Source organism: Candidatus Pantoea multigeneris (assembly GCF_011752615.1).
Classification (GTDB): Bacteria; Pseudomonadota; Gammaproteobacteria; order Enterobacterales; family Enterobacteriaceae; genus Pantoea; species Pantoea multigeneris.
In genome coordinates, this window is sequence record NZ_VWXF01000007.1 from 120,278 (window position 1) to 145,084 (window position 24,807).

Sequence of the window (24,807 nt, forward strand, 5' to 3'; positions counted from 1 at the left end):
GGCGTCATGTCTAAGTTTTTTATTGAACGCCCGATTTTTGCCTGGGTGATCGCCATTATTGTGATGCTGGTCGGTGCGATTGCGGCGATAAGCCTGCCGGTCAACCAGTATCCCAATATCTCCCCGCCGGCGGTCTCCATCTCGGTCACCTACCCAGGTGCGAGTGCTGAAACCACGCAAAATACCGTGGTGCAGGTGATTGAACAGCAGCTGAATGGCCTGGATGGCTTGCGTTATCTGGAATCCAGCAGTGCCAGTGATGGTAGTGCTCAGATCATCGCGACCTTTAACCAGGGCGTGAACCCGGACATTGCTCAGGTTCAGGTACAGGACCGCGTGTCACTGGCGGAATCTCAACTGCCGACCGATGTGACCCAGCAGGGTATCCGCATCCGTAAATACCAGAAGAACTTCATGATGGTTATCGGCCTGATCTCGAAAGATGGCAAGCTGACCAACGGCGATTTAGCCGACATGCTGGTGTCGAAACTGGAAGACCCGATCTCGCGTACGCCGGGTGTCGGTGACTTTATGGTGTTGGGATCGGAATATGCCATGCGCATCTGGCTCGATCCGGCCAAGCTGTATAAATACAACCTGATGCCAAGTGATGTGTCCACCGCGATTGATAATCAGAACGTGCAGGTTTCATCCGGTTCACTCGGCGGGTTGCCGACCATTCAAGGGGCGAAAACCCAGGCCACCATTCTGGGTAAAACGCGCTTCACTACCGTGAAGCAGTTTGAGAATGTGCTGCTGAAGGTCAACACCGATGGCTCGCAGATCCGCCTGAAAGATGTGGCAAGCGTCGCACTGGGTCCGCAAAGCTACGGCATTGATGCCACCATGGATGGCAAACCTGCCGCCGGTATTGCGCTGCGCCTGGCAACAGGGGCTAACCAGTTAGATACTGCGAAAGCGGTACGCGCCACTGTCGCGGCGTTGAAAGATTCCCTGCCCGATAACGTTGAAGTGCAGTATCCGTATGACACCTCTCCGGTGGTTAGCGCATCGATTGAAGAAGTGGTGAAAACCCTGATTGAAGCGATTGTGCTGGTGTTTATCGTCATGCTGGTGTTCTTGCAGAACCTGCGTGCCACCATGATCACCACCCTGGTGGTGCCCGTGGTGCTGTTAGGGACCTTCGGTATTCTTTCTGCCTTTGGTTACAGCATTAACACCCTGACGATGTTCGGGATGGTGCTAGCGATAGGACTGTTGGTGGATGACGCCATCGTGGTGGTAGAGAACGTCGAGCGCGTGATGCACGACGAACACCTCGATCCGAAAACCGCCACCATTAAATCCATGGAGCAGATTCAGGGCGCGCTGTTCGGTATCGCGCTGGTCCTGTCGGCGGTCTTATTGCCGATGGCCTTCTTCTCCGGATCGACCGGGGTTATCTATCGTCAGTTCTCTATCACCATCGTTTCGGCGATGGCGCTGTCTGTGATCATGGCGTTGATCTTTACGCCAGCACTCTGTGCAACGCTGCTGAAAGCCAGCGCGGCGGAGCATAAAACCACCGGATTTGCCGGCTGGTTTAACCGCAAGTTCGACAGTGGCGCACTGCACTACACCAATGGCGTCAGCAAAGTGATTTCACGTCGCGGCCTGTTCCTGGTGGTGTATCTGGTGATTGTCGGCGTAACCGGTTATCTGTTTACGCGCGTGCCCACCACCTTCCTGCCCGCTGAGGATCAGGGGCTGATGATGGTGCAGATGACGCTGCCGGTAAACGCCTCTTCCCAGCGTACTGAACAGGTGATCAACGACCTGAATGATTATCTGCACAAAAACGAAGCCTCGATTGTTACCACCAACTTTGGCGTATCGGGCTTTAACTTTGCCGGTCGTGGGCAGAACAATGCGATGGCCTTTGTGCGCCTGAAAGACTGGGGCGAACGTACCCACAGCGGACAAAGCGTGCAGGATCTGGCTAACCGCGTTATGGCCCACTTCGCCAACTACAAAAACGCGAAGATCTTTGCCCTGGTGCCGCCAGCGGTAATGGAGCTGGGTAACGCCACCGGCTTTGACCTCTATCTTCAGGATACCGGTGGACACACCCATCAGCAGATGATGGATGCGACACACCAGCTGATTGACCTCGCCAATAAAGATCCGCGTCTGACGCAGGTCCGTATGAATGGCCTGGAAGATGAGCCGCAGTATCAACTGGAGATCAACGACGAGAAAGCCAGCGCTCTGGGTCTGAGCATGAGCGATATCAATGACACCCTTTCAGTAGCATGGGGTTCGAGCTACATCGATCAGTTCATGTACAACGGGCGTGTGAAAGAAGTGTATCTGATGGGGAAAGCGGACTCCCGCGTGACGCCAGACGATCTTAACAAGTGGTACTTCCGCAACACCAGCGGCACCATGGTGCCATTCTCCGCCTTTGCTTCCGGCAAGTGGGTCTATGGTTCTCCGCACTTTGAACGCTTCAATGGTTTGACGGCGGAAGAGATCCTCGGTTCTCCGGCACCGGGTCTGAGTACCGGTGAGGCGATGAAGGCGGTTGATGAACTGGCGAAGCAACTGCCGCACGGTTTCCGGGTGCAGTGGTATGGCATCTCTTATGAGGAACAGGCTTCAGGTAACCAGACGACTCAGCTGTATATGATCTCGATTCTGGTGGTGTTCCTGTGTCTGGCCGCGTTGTATGAGAGCTGGTCGATTCCGTTCTCGGTGATTCTGGTCGTTCCACTGGGCGTACTGGGGACTATCAGTGCGGTACTGCTGCGCGGGTTACAAAATGACGTCTTCTTCCAGGTGGGGCTCTTGACCACGGTGGGGCTGGCGGCGAAGAACGCCATTCTGATTGTGGAGTTCGCCAAAGAGCTGCACGAGCGCGAAGGCAAGAGTCTGGTGGACGCTGCCGTAGAAGCTGCTCGTCTGCGTATTCGTCCTATCATCATGACATCCATGGCCTTTATCCTTGGCGTGTTTCCGCTCACTATCTCCAACGGAGCGGGTGCGGGTAGCCAGCACTCCATTGGTACTGCGGTAGCCGGTGGCATGATCACGGCGACCTTCCTCGCCATCTTCTTTGTGCCGATGTTCTATGTGGTGGTTTCGCAGTTCTTCTCGCGCAAGAAAAAATCCGCAGCGACCGAGGTGGTACACAATGATAACTAAGGCTTTTTCCTGGGGCGTGTTACCCCTGGCCACCGCCATCGCGTTGACCGGATGTACCATGGAGCCCAAATACCAGCGTCCGGCCATGCCGGTGGCGGTTCACTACGATCAGCCCACTGCGGTGGGCAACGTCGCCGATTTGCCGTGGCAGAGTTTCTTCAACGACCCACAAATGCGCAGTCTGATTACGCTGGCGTTGAACAATAACCGTGACCTGCGCGTCGCGGCATTGAATGTGCAAAAAGCGCAGGGCAGCGTGCAGATTGACCGTGCCGCCCTGATGCCCACCATCAATGCCACCGCCAGCCAGACTTCAGCACATGAGCCTGCCGGGCTGTATAACACCGGCAGCACGCCAGAAACCTACCATGAGCTGAGCACCGGTCTGGGCGTCACCTCGTGGGAACTGGACTTCTGGGGACGCCTGCGCAGCCTGAAGGATGAGGCGCAGGAAACCTACCTCTCCACGGCGGAAACCGAGCGTGCTACCCGCATTTCGCTGATTGCGGAAGTGGCCTCGGACTGGCTGACGCTCAGTTCCGATAACGACCTGCTGCACCTGGCGGAAAACACCGTTACCAGCCAGCAGGAGAGCTATCGTCTGACGAAACTCAGCTACGACGGAGGCGTCAGCAGCGATCAGGATCTGGCGGAAGCAGAAAGCACGGTACGCGCGGCTCAGGCGGATGTGGCGAGCTACACCCGCCAGGTGCGTCAGGATGTGGATGCGTTGCGCCTGCTGGTGGGCACTGAACTGCCTGCCACGCTGCTTGCACATGCCACGTTGAATCAGAACTGGCAGTTCCCGGCAACGCCAGCGGGATTACCTTCGGATCTGCTGACGCGCCGTCCAGATATTATGGCGGCCGAACATACCTTGAAAGCGGCTAATGCCAATATCGGCGCGGCGCGGGCTGCATTCTTCCCGAATATCAGCCTGACCGCTTCCGGTGGCTCCACCAGTAGCTCACTGGGCCATCTGCTAGACGGCGGCACCGGAGCCTGGTCATTTGTGCCGACGCTCTCCCTGCCTATTTTTGATGGCGGGGTCAATTCGGCTAATCTTGATATTGCGCATATTGAGAAACGCATTGAAATCGCTGACTACGAGAAGACGATTCAAACCGCCTTCAAAGAGGTGAATGATGCGCTGGCCGGTCAGGACACCTGGCAGGATCAGGTTGAGGCACTACAAAAAGAGGTAGCAGCAAATCAGCGCGATTACGACTATTCTGAATTGCGTTATAAGCAAGGCGTAGACAATTATCTCAATGTGTTAGTAGCCCAACGCTCTCTTTATACTGCCCAACAGTCGCAGATTACCGCGCATCTGGGGCAGTTGAACCAGAAAATCACGCTGTATGAGGCGTTGGGAGGCGGCTGGAAGTCCTGATTTTTTTAACGTTACCCTTACGGTTTCTCCATGGAAAATCCATGGCACTTCAGCCGATAATACCAGCAGTAATGATCTGCTACTGAAATAATCCCCTGTCATTACAGGGGATTTTCCATTTATCCAGTAACCTGAAGAGTTCGATGACTATTAACTCCCCCCACAAATCTCGTTCCCGCTGGCTGAAATGGCTGCTGTTATTGATTGTTCTGCTGATTGCGGCGGGCGTGGTGTGGCGTTTGTTGCCGCATGGCGGAATGCCGGGCGGCGGAATGCCACCGGGGGGACGTCCGGGTGGTGGACATCGCGGTGGTGCTGGCGGCCCTCCGGGCATGGCGATGATGATGGGCGGTGCGACACTGGTTCACAGTGGCGTGGCCACCACGGCGGATGTGCCGGTGTACCTGAATGCCCTTGGCACCGTGGTGCCCAATGCCAGCGTCACCGTAACCAGCCGGGTTGATGGTCAACTGATGAAAGTGTTCTTTACTGAAGGACAAAAAGTCCAGGCGGGGCAACTGCTGGCGCAAATTGACCCGCGCAGTTATGAGGCCACGCTGCAACAGTATCAGGGTGATCTGAGCCAGAATCAGGCGCTGTTAAAAAGTGCCGAACTGACGCTGGCGCGCTACCGCAAGCTGTATGCGCAGGACTCACTGGCGAAACAGGACCTGGATACGCAGGTGGCGACCGTGGGTCAGTATCGCGGTACGGTTGCGGCGGATGAAGCGCAAATCGCCAGTGCGAAGCTGAGCATTGAATATTCACGCATTACCGCCCCGGTCAGTGGCCGCGTGGGTCTGCGTCTGGTCGATCCTGGCAACATGGTGCAATCTTCCAGCACCACGGGCCTCGTGACGATCACCCAAATGCAGCCAGCGGCTGTGACGTTCAGCGTGCCACAAAGCAATATTCCGACGCTGGTAAAAGCGTTGCACAATGACCAGAGCATGGCTGCTACCGCCTTTGATGAAGACAACACCACCGCCTTAGCACAGGGCGAGGTGAAGTTCCTCAGCAACCAAATTGATACCAGCACCGGCACGGTGGAACTGAAAGCGATCTTCGCTAATCAGGATGATGCGCTGTTTGCCAACCAGTTTGTGAATTTGCGCCTGCAAACCACAATCCTGAAGGGGGCCACAGTGATTCCGGCCCAGGCGTTGCAGCTCAGCAGTGACGGGAGTTTTGTGTTTGTTATCAACAAAGATAATACCGTTACGCGTAAAGCCGTGACCACAGGTCCTGCATTTGGTGAAGACAAGCAAGCGATTCTGCAGGGCGTTTCTCCGGGTGACCGTCTGGTGACCGAGGGGATCGATCGCCTGACTAACGGCAGTAAAGTGTCGCTGGTCGATGAGAGCAAAACCGCTGCAACCACCGAGGCCAAATGAACCCGTCACGCCTGTTTATCCTGCGCCCGGTCGCCACTATCCTGCTGATGATCGGCGTGCTGATCTCGGGGATATTTGCTTACCAGTTTCTCTCTACCTCGGCGCTGCCGCAGGTAGATTATCCAACCATTCAGGTCACCACGCTCTATCCCGGCGCGAGCCCGGATGTGATGGCGTCTTCCGTTACCTCCCCGCTGGAACGTCAGTTGGGACAGATGGCAGGCTTAAGCCAAATGACCTCCACCAGCTCGGGGGGGTCTTCTATCATTACATTGAAGTTCAGCCTCGATCTGTCTCTGGACGTTGCTGAACAGGAAGTGCAGGCGGCAATCAATGCCGCGAACAACCTGCTGCCCAGCGATTTGCCCAATCCGCCCACCTACAAAAAGGTCAATCCGGCCGATACTGCGGTGATCACGCTGGCGGCCAGTTCCGATAACTTGCCGCTGACGCAGGTACAGGATCTGGTTAACACCCGTGTGGCGCTGAAGCTGTCACAGATCTCCGGCGTGGGGATGGTTACGCTGGCGGGCGGACATCAACCCGCAATTCGTGTGCAAATGGATCCGAAAGCGCTGGCGGCCCACGGGCTGACGCTGGCAGACGTCGATACCTTAATTACCAACAGCAACGTCAACGGTTCGAAAGGGGGCTTTGATGGCAAATACCACTCGGTAACTATCGATGCCAATGACCAGCTGCGCACCGCAGAAGAGTATGGCAACCTGATTCTGACCTACAAAAATGGTGCAGCGCTGCGTCTGAAAGACATTGCGCATATTGAACAGGGGCCGGAAAACAGCTTCCAGTCTGCCTGGGCAAACAACAGTCCGGCCATTATTATCAGCGTGCAGCGCCAGCCGGGTGCTAACGTGATTCAGGTGGTGGATGACATCAAGGCCAGGCTGTCGACGCTGCAGGCGGCCTTGCCAGACGGCGTAAAAATGACGGTGCTGTCTGACCGCACCCAGACCATTCGCGCCTCCATCAGCGATGTGCAGTTTGAATTGATGCTGTCGATTGCGCTGGTGGTGATGGTGACGTTCCTGTTCCTGCGCAATGTCGCTGCGACACTGATCCCCAGTGTTGCAGTGCCGTTGTCGCTGGTCGGCACCTTTGGGGTGATGTACCTGTCCGGCTTTAGCATCAATAACCTCTCTTTAATGGCGCTGACTATCGCCACCGGTTTTGTCATCGATGATGCGATTGTGGTGGTCGAGAACATCACTCGCCGACTGGAAGAGGGCGAAACGCCGATGCAGGCGGCGCTGAAAGGCTCCCAGCAGATCGGCTTTACCATCATCTCACTGACGTTCTCGCTGATTGCGGTACTGATCCCTCTGCTGTTTATGGGGGATGTGGTTGGCCGACTGTTCCGTGAGTTTGCCATTACTCTGGCGGTATCGATTTTTGTCTCGATGTTGGTTTCGTTGACCCTGACGCCGATGTTGTGTGCCTATCTTCTGCGCCATGTGCCACCGGAGAAACAGTCGCGCTTTGCCCGTAAGGGAGAAGCGGTGTTCGACAAAATCGTCCATGTCTATGACCGGCTGCTCACGGTGGTGCTGAACCACCAGAAACTGACGCTGCTGGTGGCGCTGGCAACCTTTGCGCTGACCGCCATCCTCTATCTGGCGATCCCTAAAGGGTTCTTCCCGACGCAGGATACCGGGCTGATTCAGGGGGTGACCGTGGCTTCGCAGGATGTTTCGTTCAGTGAGATGGCGAAACGGCAGCAGGCGCTGGCCAAGGTTATCTTGCAAAACCCTTCGGTGGAAAACCTCTCTTCTACTATCGGTATTGATGGCACCAACACCAGCCTGAACAGTGGCCGCTTGCAGATCAACCTCAAACCGTTTGACCAGCGCGATGATAAAGCCGATGTGGTGATCAAACAGCTCCAGCAGGCGGCAGAGCAGGTGGCCGGCATTCAGCTCTATATGCAGCCCGCGCAGGATCTGACGGTGAACGATCAGGTCTCTCCCAGCCAGTACCAGTTCACGCTGGATGATGCCGACAGCGAAAATCTGGTTAACTGGACGCCAAAGCTGGTTGAAGCATTGAAAAAACGCCCGGAATTTAACGGCGTCGTGAGTAATTTGCAGGATCAGGGGCGCGTGGCTTACGTGGAACTGAACCGCGATAAAGCCGCACGCTACGGTATTACCGCTTCGGATGTGGATACGGCGCTGTATAACGCCTTTGGTCAGCGTCTGGTTTCGACCATCTTTACCCAGGCGAACCAGTATCGCGTGGTATTAGAAGTGAAGCCGCAATACCAGCAGTCTCCCGCTTCCTTCGATGATATCTATTTGCAGAGCACCACCAGCAGCAGTGATAGCAGCAGCACCAGTTCTACCACGAGCAGCACCAGTTCTACGACCAGCACCAGTACCACAAGCAGCACCAGTTCTGACAGCACCAGCGATACCACCACCACGGGCATGGTGAAGCTGACGTCGATTGCGACAATTCATGAACGTACCGGCTCGCTGATGCATATGCGTCTCAACCAGTTCCCGGCGGTGATGTTGTCGTTTAACCTCAACAACGGTTATTCGCTGGAAGACGGACAGAAGGCGATCGCGGAAGTCACTCAGCAGTTGCAGCTGCCTTCCAGCATCACGCTGCGTTATCAGGGTGAAACCTCTGCATTCCAGAGCGCCACCGGCAACACGCTGTGGCTGATTCTGGCGGCGTTGATCACCATGTATGTGGTGCTCGGTATCCTGTATGAAAGCTTTATTCATCCGGTCACGATCCTCTCTACGCTCCCTTCGGCGGCGGTAGGCGCGCTTCTGACGCTGCTGCTGTCCGGCACCGAATTCAGCCTGATTGCGCTAATCGGGGTGATTTTGCTGATCGGTATCGTGAAGAAAAACGCCATTATGATGATCGACTTTGCGCTGGAAGCGGAGAATAAGCAGCATCTCAGCCCACGCGAGGCGATCCATCAGGCCTGCCTGTTGCGCTTCCGCCCCATTCTGATGACCACCATGGCGGCGCTGTTGGGCGCGCTCCCGCTGATGCTGGCATCGGGGTCGGGTGCTGAGCTGCGTCAACCACTGGGGTTGGTGATTGTCGGTGGGTTGGTGTTCAGTCAGGTGCTGACGCTGTTCTCCACGCCGGTTATCTACCTGTGGTTTGATGGGATTGCCCAGCGCGGTAACGCATGGGTGAAACGCCGTCAGCAGCAGGCCCGAGGCGCAGAATGAATCTGACGCGTATGTTTATTTTCCGCCCGGTGACCACGCTGTTGTTGTCGATGGCGATTCTGCTGCTGGGCGTGCTGGGCTATCGCTTACTGCCGGTTGCGCCGCTGCCACAGGTGGATTACCCCACCATTATGGTCAGCGCCAGCCTTGCCGGTGCCAGCCCTGAAACCATGGCCGCCACGGTGGCTACGCCGCTGGAGCGGGCGCTGGGCCAGATTGCGGGCGTCAGTGAAATGACCTCCAGCAGTTCGCAGGGGTCAACGTCTGTGATTTTGCAGTTCGACCTCGATCGTGACATCAACGGTGCGGCGCGTGACGTGCAGGCGGCAATCAACGCCGCCCGCAGCTTGTTGCCAAGCAGCATGGAGTCGTTACCCACCTACCGCAAAGCGAACCCTTCCGACGCACCGATTGTGATGCTGGCGCTGACCTCCTCTTCGCGCACGCCGGGTCAGTTGTACGATCTGGCTGAAAGCAAAATCGAACAGGCGATGGGGCAGGTGAAAGGGGTGGGGGAAGTGTCGCTGATGGGCAGTGCCCTGCCAGCCGTCCGCATCGATCTGCAACCGATGAAGCTCACCCAATACGGCATTTCGCTGGATACCGTGCGCACAGCGATTGCCAACAGCACCACCGATTTACCGAAAGGGATGTTGCAGGGCAATAACCAGTCCTGGGTGGTTGACAGCAACGGTCAGTTAGATAAAGCCGCTCAGTATCAGGATCTGATTGTCAGCTACAGCAACGGTAAAGCGGTACGTTTGCATGATATCGCAACGGTCTATGACTCGGTGGAAGATAAGTACCAGGCAGGTTTTCTCAACGCCACCCCTTCGGTGATGATTGGCATTAAGCGTCAGGCGGGCGCGAATATGCTGGAAACCATCGATGAAATTAAAGCGCAACTTCCGGCGCTGGAAAAAGACCTGCCTGCGGATACGCAGTTGAAGATCGTGGTTGACCGCTCGCCCACGGTACGTGCTTCGCTGTATGACACGGAAGAGACCTTGCTGGTTGCCACGCTGTTGGTGATTGCGGTGGTCTTTATCTTCCTGCGTAATCTTCAGGCGGTGGTGATCCCGGCGTTGGCGCTGCCGGTCTCCCTGATTGGCACCTGCGCGGTGATGTATCTGCTGGGCTACAGTCTTGATAACCTCTCGTTGATGGCGTTGATCGTTTCCACCGGCTTTGTGGTGGACGATGCGATTGTGGTGCTGGAAAACATCACGCGCCATATTGAAAGGGGGCTAAGCCCGGTGCGTGCTGCGGTACGTGGGGCGCGAGAAGTGAGTTTTACCGTGCTGTCCATGACGGTTTCACTGGTGGCGGTATTTATTCCGATTTTACTGATGGGCAGCCTGGTTGGGCGCATGTTCCGTGAATTTGCCGTCACACTGACTGTCTCATTGCTGATCTCAATGTTTGTTTCACTCAGCCTGACGCCGATGCTCTGTTCACGTCTGCTCAAGCGCAAACCGAAGGTGACGCAGCGGCCACATCCTTTGTATCAGTGGATTGAAAACCAGCTTAATAGCCTGCTGGCGGCTTACTCTAGCGGGCTGGATTGGGTGATGCGTCACCAGAAAATCACCCTGTTTAGTCTGTTTTTGACTATCGTGCTGAACCTGTTCCTCTATTCGGTGGTGCAAAAAGGCTTCTTCCCGAATCAGGATACCGGGCTGCTGATGGGCGCACTGCGTGCCGATCAAAACATCTCTTTCCAGGCGATGAAACCCAAGATGTTGCAGTTCACTAAAATCATCGAATCCGATCCGGCGGTAGAGACCGTCATGTCTTCGATGGGCAGCGGCATGTTTGGCTCACGTAACAGCGCGAACTTCTTTGTCCGCCTGAAAGACTTTGATAAGCGCGATGCCACCGCAACGGAAGTGGCGAACCGGCTGAGTATGAAAACCAGCCATATTGCCGGGGCGCAGATGTTCCTGATGGCGGCCCAGGACCTGCATGTGGGGGGGCGCAGCGCCAATGCCACCTACCAGTACAGCCTGCAAGCGGACGATCTTAATCTGCTACGCCAGTGGTCACCGAAGGTGCAGGCGGCGCTGAGTGCGATACCCCAGCTCAACAGCGTGGATTCAGACTCACAAACCGGCGGTCAGGAAGTGGTGATCAATATTGATCGCGATCGGGCGAAGCGCTTCGGCATCAACGTCAACATGATCGATACTCTGCTCAATAACGCCTTTAGCCAGCGTCAGGTGGCGACGTTGTATCACACGCTGAATCAGTACCATGTGGTGATGGGCCTGCAAGATAACTACACCCGCGATCCGGAGATGCTCAAACAGCTCTATGTGATTAACGACAGTGGCGATCGCGTGCCGCTTTCGGCTTTCGCCACCTTTAGCGGCGGGAATGCACCGCTTTCTGTTGCGCACCAGGGGCAATCAGCGACCACGACCATCGCGTTTAACCTCAATGATGGCGTTTCGCTGGAGCAGGCGCAGGCGCTGATCAAACAGGCGATGGCGCAGATTGGCTTGCCTTCCACGATTCAGGCGGGCTTTGCCGGGACGGCGCAGGCGTTTACTCAGTTAACGGCGACGATGCCATGGTTGATTGTGGCTGCGTTGTGCGCGGTCTATATCGTGCTGGGGATGTTGTATGAGAGCTATATCCACCCGCTGACCATCCTTTCAACGCTGCCTTCGGCAGGGGTTGGCGCATTGTTGCTGCTGCTGCTGACGAATACCCAGCTGACCATTATTGCGCTGATCGGGATTATCTTGCTGATCGGGATTGTGAAAAAGAATGCGATCATGATGATCGACTTCGCCTTGCACGCAGAACGTACCGAGGGGATGACGCCACAGCAGGCGATCACTCAGGCCTGTTTGATGCGCTTCCGCCCGATCATGATGACCACGCTGGCGGCTTTCTTTGGTGCTCTCCCGCTGGCCCTGGGCAGCGGCGGTGATGCCGACCTGCGCAGCCCGTTGGGTATTGCGATTGCCGGTGGCCTTGCACTGAGCCAGCTTCTTACACTCTTTACCACACCGGTGGTGTATCTCTGGCTTGATCGCCTGAGTCGCGCCACGAAACGCCAGTGGCACCGGTTGCGCCCTACAGGATCCTGATCGATGAAATCTCTTTTCCGTTTTACCCCCGTGGCGCTGATGCTGGTCTTGACGGGCTGTACCGTGGGGCCGGACTACAAGCGCCCGGATATGGCGATGCCGCTGCACTATAAAGAGGCCAGCGGCTGGCAGCAGGCTAAACCGCAGGATGACGTCAGCAAAGGCGAATGGTGGTCGGTGTATCACGACGCCACGTTAGATGGCCTGATGCGTCAGGTCAGTATTAACAACCAGAACGTCGCGACTTACGCCGCCCAGTACCGTCAGGCGCAGGCGCTGGTTTCCCAGTCACGTGCGGCTTTACTGCCTTCGGTGAGCTACGACGGCACCGGCACGCGCAGCGGAAGCCACAGTAACGGCACGCGCACGGTCAGTAACAGTAATCAAGCTGAGTTAAGCGCCAGTTGGGAAGTGGATTTGTGGGGCAAATTGCGCCGCACCGTCGAAGAGAACAAAGCCAGCGCTCAGGCGAGTGCCGCCGAGTTAGCGAACATCACGCTCAGTGCGCAATCTTCGCTGGCGCAGGACTATTTCCAGCTGCGTATTATGGATGAGAAGATCGCGCTGTATCAGCAAAGCGTGAATGCCTATCAGCGCTATCTGACGGTGATTCAGAATAAATACAACGCCGGGAGTGAATCTCGTGCGACGCTGGCGCAGGCGCAAACCCAGCTTGAGAGCGCTCGCGCTTCCGCGCAGGATTACCAGTGGCAGCGTGCGCAAACCGAACATGCGATTGCGCTGCTCCTTGGACGCGCGCCCGCGGACTTTACCTTGCCGGTGGCGAAACTCACGGCGACGCTGCCTGCGATCCCACAAACGTTACCGTCGCAGCTGTTACAGCGCCGCCCGGATATTGCCTACGCTGAACGTAATGTGGCGTCCTATAACGCCGCAGTGGGGGTCGCGATTGCCGGTTACTACCCGGATCTGACGCTCAGCGCCAGCGGTGGGTTTAGCTCCAGCGCCTTGCATAGCCTGTTCTCACTGCCTAATCGTGTCTGGTCTTTGGGACCGGAGCTGAGCGGTACGCTGCTTGATTTCGGCGCGACCTCCGCCAAAGTAGAGCAGGCGCGTGCGGCTTATGATGCCAGCGTGGCGACCTATCGCCAGACGGTGCTGACGGCCCTTCAGGAAGTGGAAGATTACCTGGTGGAGCTGAATACGCTACAGAGCGAGATGGTATCGCAACAGCTGGCAGCACAGGGTGCGCAGGAGTCCGCGCGCGTTACCCGCAACCAGTATGAAGCCGGTATGATTGATTATCTGGATGTCGCCTCAACCGAAAATACCAGCTTGTCACAGCAGCAGAGCTTGCTGTCACTGCAAAGCACGCAATGGGTGGCCAGCGTCGAGCTGATTGCCGCCCTCGGCGGCGGCTGGCAGGCCTCGCAATAAGCCACGCCCACCACCGCTCTGTTCAGCTACAGGGCGGTGGTTTTAGCAAGAGGCAGGGTGAATCGGGCCTAACCGATTCTCACGGTCTTAAAATGAGTGCAATCTCGCTCGGCACATATCAAAGATTATCCCTCTTCAGTATTAAATCCGAGCCGGTTTTTACGGCTTTCCCGGTCACAATCCGGTTGTCGAAACGGCTGAGATATTGCATCTTTGTAGGCCATTTTCCCCGTGCTATGGAGTTGGCATGTTATTTCGAGTACTACGCTGGATGTTCCGCCTGCTATGGCGTATTCAACTGCGCGGCGATCTGCCTGCCCTGCACAAAGAAAAAGTGCTGATCACCCCCAACCATGTCTCGTTTATTGACGGAGTACTGTTGGCGCTGTTCCTGCCGGTAAAACCGATTTTTGCCGTCTATTCATCGATTTCCGAAAAGTGGTTCATGCAGGCGTTAAAGCCGCTGATCGACTTTGTTCCCCTTGATCCTACCCAGCCGATGTCGCTGAAAAAGCTGGTACGCATGGTCGAGAGTGGCCGCCCGGTGGTGATCTTCCCTGAAGGACGCATTACCGTGACGGGCTCGCTGATGAAAATCTACAGCGGTGCTGGGTTTGTGGCAGCCAAATCGGGTGCCAGCGTAGTGCCGGTCCGAATTGAGGGCGCGGAATTTACGCCATTTGGTCGTCTGGCCGGGGTCTTTAAACGTCGTCTGTTCCCGCGTATTACCCTGACAGTCTTACCGGCCACCACCTTGCCGATGCCGGAAGCAAAAACGGCGCGTGAACGTCGGCAGTTAGCCGGTGAGCATTTGCATCACATCATGATGGAAGCCCGGATGGCGGTGCGTCCACGGGAAACCCTGTTTGAAGCTTTCCTGAATGCGCGCACCCGCTATGGCGCTTTCAAGCCTTGTATCGAAGATATCAATTTTAAAACTGACAGCTACAACGGCCTGTTGAAAAAAACCCTGGGCGTTGGGCGCATTCTGGAGCGCTACAGCCGCCATAGCGAATACATTGGTCTGCTGTTACCGAACACGACGGTGACGGCGGCGGCGATCCTTGGTGCTTCAATGCGAGGCCGTATTCCTGCCATGCTCAACTACACCGCCGGAGTGAACGGGATGCGCGCAGCGCTGACAGCAGCGCAAATCAAAACCGTCTTCACCTCACGCCAGTTTATTGAAAAGGGCAACCTCGGCCATCTGGTTGAAGGGCTAAATGAGGTGCACTGGATCTATCTCGAAGATCTGAAATCAACGGTCACGCTGCAAGACAAGCTGTGGATACTGACGCATCTCCTGATGCCGCGTCAGGCGATGGTGGCTCAGCAGCCGGAAGATGCCGCCATGGTGCTGTTCACCTCTGGCTCCGAAGGAAATCCGAAAGGGGTGGTGCACTCCCACAAAAGCTTGCTGGCTAACGTAGAACAGATTCGTACCGTGGCGGATTTCACCCCGCGCGATCGCTTTATGTCGGCGCTGCCGCTGTTCCATGCTTTTGGCCTCACAGTGGGTCTGTTTACTCCGCTGTTAACCGGTGCTCAGGTGTTTCTCTACCCCAGCCCGCTGCACTACCGCATTGTGCCGGAGCTGGTCTATGACCGTAACTGCACCGTACTGTTTGGCACTTCAACCTTCCTCGGCAACTATGCCCGTTTTGCCAGCCCGTATGACTTTGCCCGTCTGCGTTATGTGGTGGCAGGTGCGGAAAAACTTCAGGAAAATACGCGCACGCTCTATCAAGAGAAATACGGCATTCGTATCCTTGAAGGCTATGGCGTTACCGAGTGCGCACCCGTGGTGGCGATCAACGTGCCAATGGCCGCGAAGTCGCACACCGTTGGCCGAATTTTGCCCGGCATGGATTCACGGTTGATTTCAGTACCGGGGATTGAACAGGGTGGTTTGCTGCAACTGAGCGGTCCAAACATCATGAAAGGCTACCTGCGGGTGGATAATCCAGGCGTGCTGGAAGTGCCGCTGGCCGATAACGGCGAAGGGCAGATGGAAGCGGGCTGGTATGACACCGGCGATATCGTCAGCTTTGATGAAGGCGGATTCTGCCAGATTCAGGGACGCGCAAAACGCTTCGCCAAAATTGCCGGTGAAATGGTCTCGCTGGAGATTGTCGAGCAAATCGCGTTGAAAGCCTCCCCGGAGAAACAACATGCTGCGTCAATCCGTCCGGATGGCGCGCGTGGTGAAGCACTGGTGTTGTTCACCACGGATGCTGAGCTGAGTCGTGAACCACTGCGTCTGGCAGCACAGGCGCTGGGCGCGCCGGAGTTGGCACTGCCGCGCGATATTCGCTGGCTGAAGCAGTTGCCACTGCTGGGCAGTGGTAAACCTGACTACGTCACCCTGAAAAAAATGGCTGAAGAGGATGCCGCATGAGTGTGATTCAACCGCGTAATGACACCCTGCTGTCGCGCGGTATGCTGGCGGTGATGACCGCCCAGTTCTTTTCGGCCTTTGGTGATAATGCGCTGTTGTTCGTGACGCTGGCGGTGCTGAAAAATCTGACCTATCCCGACTGGAGCCAGCCCATCTTGCAGATGATGTTTGTGGGCACCTACATCCTGCTGGCACCGTTTGTCGGACAGATGGCAGACAGCTTCGCGAAAGGGCGGGTAATGATGTTCGCCAACAGCCTGAAGCTGATTGGCGCACTGCTGATTTGCGCGGGCTTTAGCCCGTTCCTCGGCTACACCTTAGTGGGGATTGGGGCAGCCGCCTATTCACCGGCGAAGTATGGCATCCTCGGTGAAATCACCCACGGTGACCGGCTGGTGAAAGCTAACGGGATGATGGAAGGCTCTACCATTGCGGCGATCCTTTTAGGGTCGGTCGCGGGCGGCATTTTGGCGGACTGGCACTTGTCAGTGGCGCTGATTGTCTGTGCGCTAACCTATGGGATAGCGGTAGTGGCTAACTTATTGATTCCACGCCTTTCCGCTGCGCGTCCGGGGCAAAGTTGGAACTTCCGAGCCATGTTCAGCAGCTTCATGCAGGCTTGCAGCGTGCTGTGGCGCAGTGGCGAAACCCGTTTCTCTCTGCTGGGGACCAGCCTGTTCTGGGGCGCAGGCGTGACGTTGCGTTTCCTGCTGGTGCTGTGGGTGCCGGTGGCGTTGGGGATCAGCGATAATAAAACCCCGACCACGCTGAACGCGATGGTGGCGATTGGCATCGTGATCGGGGCGGCGGCGGCTGCACGGTTGGTGACGTTACAAACCGTACGCCGTTGTATGCCTGCGGGCGTGCTGATTGGCGTGATGGTGGTGGTGTTTGCACTGCAACATTCTCTCACTAACGCCTATCTGATTTTGATGGTGATTGGTGCGCTAGGCGGATTCTTCGTGGTGCCGCTCAATGCCCTGTTGCAGGAACGCGGTAAAGAGACCGTGGGTGCCGGTAATGCGATTGCCGTGCAGAACCTGATTGAAAATATCGCGATGTTAGTGATGCTGGGGCTGTACACGCTGGCGGTGAAACTGGGTGTGCCTCCGGTGCCGCTCGGCATTGGCTTTGGTGCACTGTTTGCGCTGGCGATTAGCTTACTCTGGTGGCGCGGCCGCTAAAGAAAACCCTCACGCTGTAGGTGAGGGTGGGACGTCTTTCTTGCACCCTCAGCCAACTGGCTGGGGGTTTTTACTTTAAGGGGCTGGGTACGTATAGCGACGGTGGATCGCTTCAATCCCTTCTAACACCTCTTCATTCAGCGTCACGTCGAAGCTATCGATATTGATTTTTAACTGCTCCAGCGTGGTTGCACCTAGCAGCGTGCTGGCAACAAACGGCTGTTGGCGAACATACGCCAGGGCCAGTTGCGAAGGATCAAGCTGGTGTTTTTTCGCGAGCGCGACATATTCGGCAATCGCCAACTGTGACTGCTCACCACTGTAGCGGGTAAAGCGGCTGAACAGAGTATTACGTGCGCCAGCAGGCTGGGCACCATTGAGGTATTTGCCGCTCAACGTCCCAAACGCGAGGCTGGAGTAAGCCAACAGCTCAACGCCTTCGTGCTGGCTGATTTCCGCCAGGCCGACTTCAAAACTGCGGTTCAGCAGGCTGTAAGGGTTTTGAATGGAGACGATACGCGGCAGTTCATGTTTCTCTGCCAGTTGCAGATAACGCATGACGCCCCAGGGCGTTTCATTCGATACGCCAATGTAGCGAATTTTCCCCGCGCGCACCTGTTCGGTTAAGGCTTCCAGGGTTTCCAGCAAGGTGACGGGAACCGCGCCTTCGCCATATTGATAGCCGAGCTTGCCGAAGAAATTGGTCTGACGCTGCGGCCAGTGCAGTTGGTAGAGATCGAGATAATCGGTATTGAGGCGCTTCAGGCTGGCATCCAGCGCTTCACGAATGTTTTTACGATCTAACGCTTGCCCAGGACGGATAAACGCATCATTACCTCTCACCGGACCGGCGACCTTGCTGGCGAGAATCACTTTGTCGCGGTTACCGCGTGATTTCAGCCAACTGCCGATATATTTTTCTGTGAGTCCCTGTGTTTCTGGGCGCGGCGGCACCGGATACATCTCTGCGGTATCAATCAGATTGATACCACGGCTAACGGCATAATCCAGTTGCGCATGAGCATCGGCTTCGCTGTTTTGCTCACCAAATGTCATGGTGCCTAACCCCAGTTGGCTAACTTCCAGTGTACTGTGGGGGATACGGTGATAATGCATTGCCGGCTTCCTTTTTTCATGGAATGGAATGGTGTCTCACCTGGGACTATAACGCGGTAAACAAGCGGGAAGGAAGGGGGAAATACAGGGAAATTGCCTGCTGGAAGCGAAATCACAGCAGGCGGGTCAATTCAGCACTTAACGTTCAATCATCGTTGAGATATCGTCGCCGTTGATCTGCATCTTATTACCGCTTTGATCGGTATAAGAGACCAGCCCGGTGTCTTTATCGATGTTTGGCTTACCTGACGTCAAAATCATACGGCCATCTTTGGTTGCCATGACATAATCGCTACTACAACCACTCAGCATGACCGTTGCGGCCAGCAATACGCCAACCCCTGCCAGAAATTTCATCGTTTCGCTCCCTATATGCGACTACACTAGCAAAAGTGTAGTATCAGATCCTTCTGATGACAGTGCTATTGCATCAATCTGAAAAATGCAAAAGCCGTTTTAACTTGCTTGACAAATTGCTGGCAGGATCAAATCAGAAAGTGACGAGCCAGCAGAGGTCCGGTGAAACTCTTCTTCAAATAGAAGCCGCGGGGCAGCGTCATAATCGGCTGACCATTTTCTCCGATCGCCTGGGTTAGTGCCTTATTGTTGGCCGCCTTAGGCCGTATTTGCAGCCACTCACCGTGGCGTGCAGTGATGCGCTCAACCTGGCCGAGCACAATCATATCCATCAGCTCTTCCCAGTCATGGCGCAACATCGCGTCTTCTTCTGCGCTCGGTGTCCACAGCAGAGGCGCACCGATCCGGCGTTCAGCCAGCGGAATCGTGCGTTCACCTTCAACCGGTATCCACAACACCCGCGCAAGCTTATGCCGCAGATGGCTACTTTGCCAGGTGACACCGCTGTTGCCGGTGAGCGGCGCTACGCAGACAAAGGTGGTCTCCAGCGGCTTACCACGGCTATCCACGGGAATGGTTTTGAGCTCGATCCCGAGGTGGGCAAAATCCTGTTCGGCTTTACTCCCCGCACTGGCCCCCAGATGCAGTTCCAGCAATGTGCCCACCCAGCCTTTAGCTCGCTGTAAATTGGCCGGAATAGCGAGGCCAATTTGTGCGGCGGCATCGGCTAACGTCAGCCCCGCAACGGCCTGTGCTCTGGCCATCAGTTCAGCTTCATTTTCTGGTGGTAATTGCGGCAGGATCATCGTAATAGCTCGGGTGGGTGAAAAACGTACAGATTAGAAGGTGGCGATCTTTTCCACAGCAAATTTTTCGCCGCCGATCGGATAATAGCATGATTCAGCATGGCTTTTTAGCATGTCTTCGCCGTTTGAATTTTGCGCAACCGCAGGTTATCCCAGCTTGCCCGGATTAATGAACAGGATCTTAAACTAAGTTATCCACAGAAAGGTGGGATAAGCCACAGCCATAGTGGCTACTGTTTTCATTTACAGCCTTGACTTTCCCTTTTTATCCCAGTTTTTCACCGATCGTGCCTGGAGTTAGTGCATTATCTGTGGATAAAAACGCCGGTGGTGGATCTTTAGCCAATCACCGTATGTGCTGTAAACCCGAGGGGGAATGGGGTAAATGACCGGTGGCTGATCCTTGGTTAAATCACTGATTATCATTTATAATTCCGCCATGAGTTTTTGTTGTCCACACGCTGAAATCAGGCTGTTATTCAGTTAATTCCCGTGTTCTGCACAAAGCTATCCACAGAAAACGTGAATAAGATCGCGTTTTTTGATCCCTCTCTGTTTATAACTAAGGCCAACTCTGTGAGTTATTGCCATGTTGTTCCGCTATACCCGCTGTTAAGCAGTGGTTTACCGCCTGTGAGGAGTGTGAAACAATCATCCTATTCAAATTTTGCTTTGAGGTAGTCTGGTGATCGATGATGATGGCTACCGCCCGAATGTTGGTATCGTAATTTGTAATCGGCAAGGACAAGTGTTGTGGGCCAGACGCTTTGGACAGCACTCCTGGCAGTTTCCCCAGGGAGGCATCAATCCCGGTGAATCTACCGAACAGGCGATGTATCGAGAGCTGTTCGAAGAGGTGGGACTTCATCGCAAAGATGTTCGAATACTTGCTTCTACCCGTAACTGGTTACGCTACAAGTTGCCAAAACGTTTGGTGCGTTGGGACACAAAACCGGTTTGTATTGGCCAAAAACAAAAGTGGTATCTTCTGCAGTTGATGGGCAGCGACGCGGATATTAATGTGCAGCACAGCAGTACGCCGGAGTTCGATGGCTGGCGTTGGGTGAGCTTCTGGTATCCAGTCCGTCAGGTTGTCTCCTTTAAACGCGATGTTTATCGCCGCGTGATGAAGGAATTCGCTGGCGTGGTGATGTCTATGCAGGAGAGCTCCGGGCAGCGTAACAACGCCGCTCAACGACGCAAAAGGGGATAGTCCGCACCACTTATGCTTACTCAGTTACGCGAAATCGTCGAAAAAGTCGCGAGTGCTCCGCGTCTGAATGAAGCACTCGACCTGCTGGTCAGCGAAATCTGTCTGGCGATGGAAACCGAAGTCTGCTCTGTTTACCTCGCCGATCACGATCGACGCTGCTACTACCTGATGGCGACGCGCGGCCTAAAAAAGCCGCGCGGGCGCACGATCACGCTTGCATTTGATGAAGGTATCGTCGGGCTAGTCGGGCGATTAGCGGAGCCGATAAACCTGGCTGATGCGCAAAGTCACCCCAGCTTTAAATATATTCCCTCGGTAAAAGAAGAGCGTTACCGCTCGTTTCTCGGTGTTCCCATTATCAGCCGCCGCCAGCTACTGGGCGTGCTGGTGGTTCAGCAGCGTGAACACCGCCAGTTTGACGAAAGCGAAGAGTCGTTTCTGGTCACGCTGGCCACGCAAATGGCCGGACTGTTGTCACAATCACAGCTGGGCCAGCTATTTGGTCAATTCCGTCAGACGCGCGTGAAAGCGATCGCCGCTGCGCCTGGCGTAGCGGTGGCACCGGGTTGGGTGGATGAAACACAACCCTTGCTCGATCAGGTTACTGCCGCCTCAACGCTGGATGTGCAGCGTGAACGTGAGCGCCTCGCGCTCGCCATGAGTGAAGCGGGCGCAGAGTTCCGTCGTTTCAGTAAGCGCTTTTCTGCCAGCGTGCAGAAAGAGAGCGCCGCGATTTTTGATCTTTATTCCCACCTGCTCAGTGATGCGCGTCTGAAGAAAGATCTGCTGGCTGAGATTGAGCGCGGATCCGTTGCCGAGTGGGCCGTCAAAACCGTTATTGAAAAATTCGCTGCCCAGTTTGCCAGCCTGCAAGACACCTATCTGCGTGAACGTGCAGGCGATCTGCGTGTACTGGGGCAGCGTTTGCTGTTTCACCTCGATGATACGCTGGTCGGCACCAATGCCTGGCCAGAACGTTTTGTGCTGGTCGCCGATGAACTGACGGCCACCACGTTGGCGGAGCTTCCCCATGAGCGCTTAGCGGGCATCGTGGTGCGTGATGGTGCTTCAAACTCCCATGCCGCTATCCTGACCCGTGCCATGGGCATTCCTACCGTCATGGGCGCGGATATTCAGCCGAGTCATTTGAATAAGCGTCTGCTGATTGTGGATGGCTATCGTGGCGAGTTGCTGATCGATCCTGAAACCGTATTGGTGCAGGAGTATCAGCGTCTGATCAGCGAAGAAAACGCGCTGAGCAAGATGGCGGAAGGCGTAGTAGAACAGCCCGGTGCCCTGAAAAGCGGCGAGATGGTCACGGTGATGCTGAATGCCGGATTAAGCCCGGAGCATGAGCAGACGCTGGATAACTGGGTCGATGGTATCGGGCTGTATCGCACCGAAATCCCGTTTATGCTGCAAAATGGCTTCCCTTCTGAAGAGGAGCAGGTGGCGCAGTATCAGGGCATGCTGCAACTGTTCCACAAAAAACCGGTGACGCTGCGTACACTGGATATCGGTGCCGATAAGCAACTGCCGTACATGCCGATCAGCGAAGAAAACCCCAGCCTCGGCTGGCGTGGTATTCGTTTAACCCTCGACCAGCCCGAGATTTTCCTCGTGCAGGTTCGCGCCATGTTGCGTGCCAACGTAGCCAGCGGGAATCTCAGCATTTTGCTGCCGATGATCAGCCAAATCGACGAAATTGATGATGCAAAGCGTCTGATTGATCGTGCTGCGCGTGAAGTCGAAGACATGCTGGGATATATCATTCCTAAGCCGCAGATTGGCGTGATGATCGAAGTGCCTTCGATGCTCTACATGATCTCTCATCTGGCGGATCGGGTTGATTTTATTTCGGTAGGCTCTAACGACCTCACCCAGTATCTACTGGCGGTTGATCGCAATAACACCCGCGTAGCGAACCTGTATGATCCGCTGCACCCCGCGATGCTGCGCGCATTACATGGCATTGCTCAGGATGCGCAACGTGCAGGTTTGCAACTCTGCCTGTGCGGTGAAATGGCCGGTGACCCAATGTGTGTAGCGATACTCATCGGTATGGGGTATTACCATCTGAGCATGAACGGCAAAAACGTTCCGCGTGTAAAATACCTGCTGCGCCATCTCGATCGCGCGGAGGCAGAAAAGCTCAACCGGCAGTGCAGAGAGGCCAATACGGCGTCGGAAGTACGCCATCTGGTGTCTGCCTTTATGGAGCGGCGTGGCCTCGGCGGTTTGATCCGCGGTGGTCGTTGACCGTTACACATTCCGCGCAGTCAGCGTAATTAGGCTGTGCTATTATGCGCAGCCTTTAACATCCCCAGCGACAGTTCCCTTTTTTCAGGGCAGAAAATTGAATGGTGAAAGATGACTAACGGCTATATTCAGTTTCCTCAGTTCGATCCGGTAATTTTCTCCATCGGTCCGATCTCTCTCCACTGGTACGGTTTGATGTATCTGGTGGGCTTTGTATTCGCCATGTGGCTGGCGGTTCGCCGTGCTAACCAACCGGGTAGCGGCTGGAAAAAAGAGGAAGTTGAAAATCTGCTGTATGCCGGTTTCCTCGGGGTTTTCCTTGGTGGACGTATCGGCTATGTGCTGTTCTACAACTTGCCACTCTTTTTGGCCAACCCGCTGTATCTGTTCAAGGTCTGGGATGGCGGTATGTCGTTCCACGGTGGCTTGATTGGCGTGATCGTGGTGATGTTGATCTTTGCCCGTCGCACTAAACGTACTTTCTTCCAGGTTTCAGATTTCATCGCCCCATTGATCCCATTTGGTCTGGGTGCGGGTCGTCTCGGCAACTTTATCAACGGTGAGCTGTGGGGCCGGGTTGATCCGAAACTCCCATGGGCGATGCTGTTCCCTGGCTCTCGTAGCGAAGATTTAGCGCTGATCCCAACGCATCCAGAATGGCAGAGCCTGCTGGATACTTATGGGGTTCTGCCGCGCCATCCTTCACAGCTCTATGAGCTGGCACTGGAAGGTGTGGTGCTGTTTATCATCCTGAATTTGTTCATTCGCAAAGCGCGCCCTATGGGGGCGGTATCAGGCCTGTTCCTGATGTGCTACGGCATCTTCCGCTTTGTGATTGAGTTCTTCCGCCAGCCTGATGCGCAGCTCGGCCTCTACCCTGGTGGTATCAGCATGGGGCAGATCCTGTCCACACCAATGATTATCATTGGCCTGCTGATGATTGTCTGGGCCTACTGGCGTCACGGGCAGAAGCGTACCGGAGAAGTGAAATAATGAAGCAGTATCAAGACCTGATGCGCCATGTACTGGCGCAGGGCACGCAAAAATCAGACCGTACCGGCACCGGTACGCTCTCCGTTTTCGGCTACCAGATGCGTTTTAACCTGCAAGAAGGTTTTCCGCTGGTCACCACCAAAAAGTGTCACGTACGCTCGATTATTCATGAGCTGCTGTGGTTCCTGAACGGTGAAACCAACATCGGTTACCTGAAAGAGAACAAGGTCACGATTTGGGATGAGTGGGCGGACGAGAACGGTGATTTAGGTCCGGTGTATGGCAAGCAGTGGCGAAGCTGGGGCGCGCCTGACGGCGAGAAAATCGACCAGTTGAGCCGGGTGATTGAGCAACTGAAAAGTGACCCGGATTCGCGCCGAATTATTGTTTCCGCGTGGAACGTAGGTGAGTTGGATCAGATGGCGCTGGCACCTTGCCATGCGTTTTTCCAGTTCTACGTTGCCGATGGCAAACTCTCTTGCCAGCTTTATCAGCGTTCGTGCGATGTGTTCCTCGGCTTGCCGTTTAACATCGCCAGTTATGCGTTGCTGGTGCATATGGTGGCACAGCAGTGCTCGCTGGAAGTGGGTGATTTCGTCTGGACGGGAGGGGATACACACCTCTACAACAACCACATGGAACAGACGCAGCTGCAATTAACGCGTGAGCCGCGTCCGCTGCCAAAACTGGTGATTAAACGCAAACCCGCTTCGCTGTTTGATTACCGTTTTGAAGACTTTGAGATTGAAGGTTACGATCCGCATCCAGCCATCAAGGCACCGGTTGCGATTTAACGGTCTCTCGCCAGTCAGTGAAAACGTCCCTTTGTGGGGCGTTTT

15 protein-coding genes are annotated in these 24,807 nt (G+C 55.3%); 12 read left to right on the plus strand and 3 right to left on the minus strand.

Annotated features, from left to right (window positions below):
- The first annotated feature begins 6 nt into the window (after positions 1-6).
- The 8 genes from F3J40_RS16595 to lplT all read left to right on the plus strand — a co-directional run bounded on the left by F3J40_RS16595 (position 7) and on the right by lplT (position 17,224).
- The gene (locus F3J40_RS16595) at positions 7-3,144 is read left to right on the plus strand and encodes an efflux RND transporter permease subunit (protein WP_167016343.1); all 3,138 of its coding nucleotides are present in this window, start codon (positions 7-9) and stop codon (positions 3,142-3,144) included.
- Positions 3,134-4,537: an efflux transporter outer membrane subunit gene (locus F3J40_RS16600; protein ID WP_167016345.1), complete on the plus strand. Its 1,404-nt coding sequence runs from the start codon at positions 3,134-3,136 to the stop codon at positions 4,535-4,537. Before F3J40_RS16595 ends, F3J40_RS16600 begins: the two co-directional genes overlap by 11 nt.
- Positions 4,538-4,680: 143 nt before the next feature.
- Positions 4,681-5,931 carry an MdtA/MuxA family multidrug efflux RND transporter periplasmic adaptor subunit gene (locus F3J40_RS16605; protein WP_167016347.1) on the plus strand — a complete coding sequence of 417 codons (1,251 nt, stop codon included), beginning with the start codon at positions 4,681-4,683 and terminating at the stop codon, positions 5,929-5,931.
- Positions 5,928-9,146, plus strand: a complete 3,219-nt coding sequence (locus F3J40_RS16610) for an efflux RND transporter permease subunit (RefSeq protein ID WP_167016349.1) — start codon at positions 5,928-5,930, stop codon at positions 9,144-9,146. Before F3J40_RS16605 ends, F3J40_RS16610 begins: the two co-directional genes overlap by 4 nt.
- Complete coding sequence (locus tag F3J40_RS16615; RefSeq protein WP_167016351.1) at positions 9,143-12,244, plus strand: multidrug efflux RND transporter permease subunit; 3,102 nt, start codon at positions 9,143-9,145, stop codon at positions 12,242-12,244. The genes F3J40_RS16610 and F3J40_RS16615 overlap by 4 nt, the downstream gene beginning before the upstream one ends.
- Positions 12,245-12,247: 3 nt before the next feature.
- Positions 12,248-13,642 (plus strand): efflux transporter outer membrane subunit, encoded by a 1,395-nt coding sequence (locus tag F3J40_RS16620; protein WP_167016353.1) that lies wholly within the window; start codon positions 12,248-12,250, stop codon positions 13,640-13,642.
- 247 nt (positions 13,643-13,889) lie between these two features.
- The gene (gene aas / locus F3J40_RS16625) at positions 13,890-16,040 is read left to right on the plus strand and encodes a bifunctional acyl-ACP--phospholipid O-acyltransferase/long-chain-fatty-acid--ACP ligase (RefSeq protein ID WP_167016355.1); all 2,151 of its coding nucleotides are present in this window, start codon (positions 13,890-13,892) and stop codon (positions 16,038-16,040) included.
- Entirely contained in the window at positions 16,037-17,224 is a 1,188-nt protein-coding gene (gene lplT / locus F3J40_RS16630; protein WP_167016357.1) for a lysophospholipid transporter LplT, read from the plus strand. Before aas ends, lplT begins: the two co-directional genes overlap by 4 nt.
- A 75-nt stretch (positions 17,225-17,299) precedes the next feature.
- Here the strand turns inward: lplT and F3J40_RS16635 are convergent, their stop codons facing one another.
- The 3 genes from F3J40_RS16635 to mutH form a co-directional block, all read right to left on the minus strand.
- Positions 17,300-18,340: an NADP(H)-dependent aldo-keto reductase gene (locus tag F3J40_RS16635; protein ID WP_167016359.1), complete on the minus strand. Its 1,041-nt coding sequence runs from the start codon at positions 18,338-18,340 to the stop codon at positions 17,300-17,302.
- A gap of 138 nt (positions 18,341-18,478) precedes the next feature.
- On the minus strand, positions 18,479-18,697 hold the full coding sequence (locus F3J40_RS16640; protein WP_017349252.1) for a YgdI/YgdR family lipoprotein: 219 nt from the start codon (positions 18,695-18,697) through the stop codon (positions 18,479-18,481).
- Positions 18,698-18,825: 128 nt separating this feature from the next.
- Positions 18,826-19,503: a DNA mismatch repair endonuclease MutH gene (gene mutH / locus F3J40_RS16645; protein WP_017349251.1), complete on the minus strand. Its 678-nt coding sequence runs from the start codon at positions 19,501-19,503 to the stop codon at positions 18,826-18,828.
- 685 nt (positions 19,504-20,188) lie between these two features.
- On the opposite strand from mutH, the gene rppH reads away from it, so the two are divergent.
- The 4 genes from rppH (at position 20,189) to thyA (ending at position 24,762) form a co-directional block, all read left to right on the plus strand.
- The gene (gene rppH / locus F3J40_RS16650) at positions 20,189-20,716 is read left to right on the plus strand and encodes an RNA pyrophosphohydrolase (RefSeq protein WP_017349250.1); all 528 of its coding nucleotides are present in this window, start codon (positions 20,189-20,191) and stop codon (positions 20,714-20,716) included.
- Between the two features lie 12 nt (positions 20,717-20,728).
- Positions 20,729-22,975, plus strand: a complete 2,247-nt coding sequence (ptsP, locus tag F3J40_RS16655) for a phosphoenolpyruvate--protein phosphotransferase (protein ID WP_167016361.1) — start codon at positions 20,729-20,731, stop codon at positions 22,973-22,975.
- A 111-nt stretch (positions 22,976-23,086) separates the two neighbouring features.
- The gene (gene lgt, locus F3J40_RS16660) at positions 23,087-23,968 is read left to right on the plus strand and encodes a prolipoprotein diacylglyceryl transferase (protein WP_167016363.1); all 882 of its coding nucleotides are present in this window, start codon (positions 23,087-23,089) and stop codon (positions 23,966-23,968) included.
- Positions 23,968-24,762 (plus strand): thymidylate synthase, encoded by a 795-nt coding sequence (gene thyA, locus F3J40_RS16665; RefSeq protein WP_017349247.1) that lies wholly within the window; start codon positions 23,968-23,970, stop codon positions 24,760-24,762. The genes lgt and thyA overlap by 1 nt, the downstream gene beginning before the upstream one ends.
- Positions 24,763-24,807 lie beyond the last annotated feature (45 nt).

Excerpts from the sequence above, each read along its gene's own strand:
- thyA (WP_017349247.1), top strand. The coding sequence starts at position 23,968 with ATGAAGCAGTATCAAGACCTGATGCGCCATGTACTGGCGCAGGGCACG.
- F3J40_RS16635 (WP_167016359.1), bottom strand. The coding sequence starts at position 18,340 with ATGCATTATCACCGTATCCCCCACAGTACACTGGAAGTTAGCCAACTG.
- F3J40_RS16640 (WP_017349252.1), bottom strand. The coding sequence starts at position 18,697 with ATGAAATTTCTGGCAGGGGTTGGCGTATTGCTGGCCGCAACGGTCATG.
- ptsP (WP_167016361.1), top strand. The coding sequence starts at position 20,729 with ATGCTTACTCAGTTACGCGAAATCGTCGAAAAAGTCGCGAGTGCTCCG.
- F3J40_RS16620 (WP_167016353.1), top strand. The coding sequence starts at position 12,248 with ATGAAATCTCTTTTCCGTTTTACCCCCGTGGCGCTGATGCTGGTCTTG.
- aas (WP_167016355.1), top strand. The coding sequence starts at position 13,890 with ATGTTATTTCGAGTACTACGCTGGATGTTCCGCCTGCTATGGCGTATT.
- F3J40_RS16605 (WP_167016347.1), top strand. The coding sequence starts at position 4,681 with ATGACTATTAACTCCCCCCACAAATCTCGTTCCCGCTGGCTGAAATGG.
- F3J40_RS16600 (WP_167016345.1), top strand. The coding sequence starts at position 3,134 with ATGATAACTAAGGCTTTTTCCTGGGGCGTGTTACCCCTGGCCACCGCC.
- F3J40_RS16610 (WP_167016349.1), top strand. The coding sequence starts at position 5,928 with ATGAACCCGTCACGCCTGTTTATCCTGCGCCCGGTCGCCACTATCCTG.
- F3J40_RS16595 (WP_167016343.1), top strand. The coding sequence starts at position 7 with ATGTCTAAGTTTTTTATTGAACGCCCGATTTTTGCCTGGGTGATCGCC.
- lgt (WP_167016363.1), top strand. The coding sequence starts at position 23,087 with ATGACTAACGGCTATATTCAGTTTCCTCAGTTCGATCCGGTAATTTTC.
- mutH (WP_017349251.1), bottom strand. The coding sequence starts at position 19,503 with ATGATCCTGCCGCAATTACCACCAGAAAATGAAGCTGAACTGATGGCC.
- lplT (WP_167016357.1), top strand. The coding sequence starts at position 16,037 with ATGAGTGTGATTCAACCGCGTAATGACACCCTGCTGTCGCGCGGTATG.
- F3J40_RS16615 (WP_167016351.1), top strand. The coding sequence starts at position 9,143 with ATGAATCTGACGCGTATGTTTATTTTCCGCCCGGTGACCACGCTGTTG.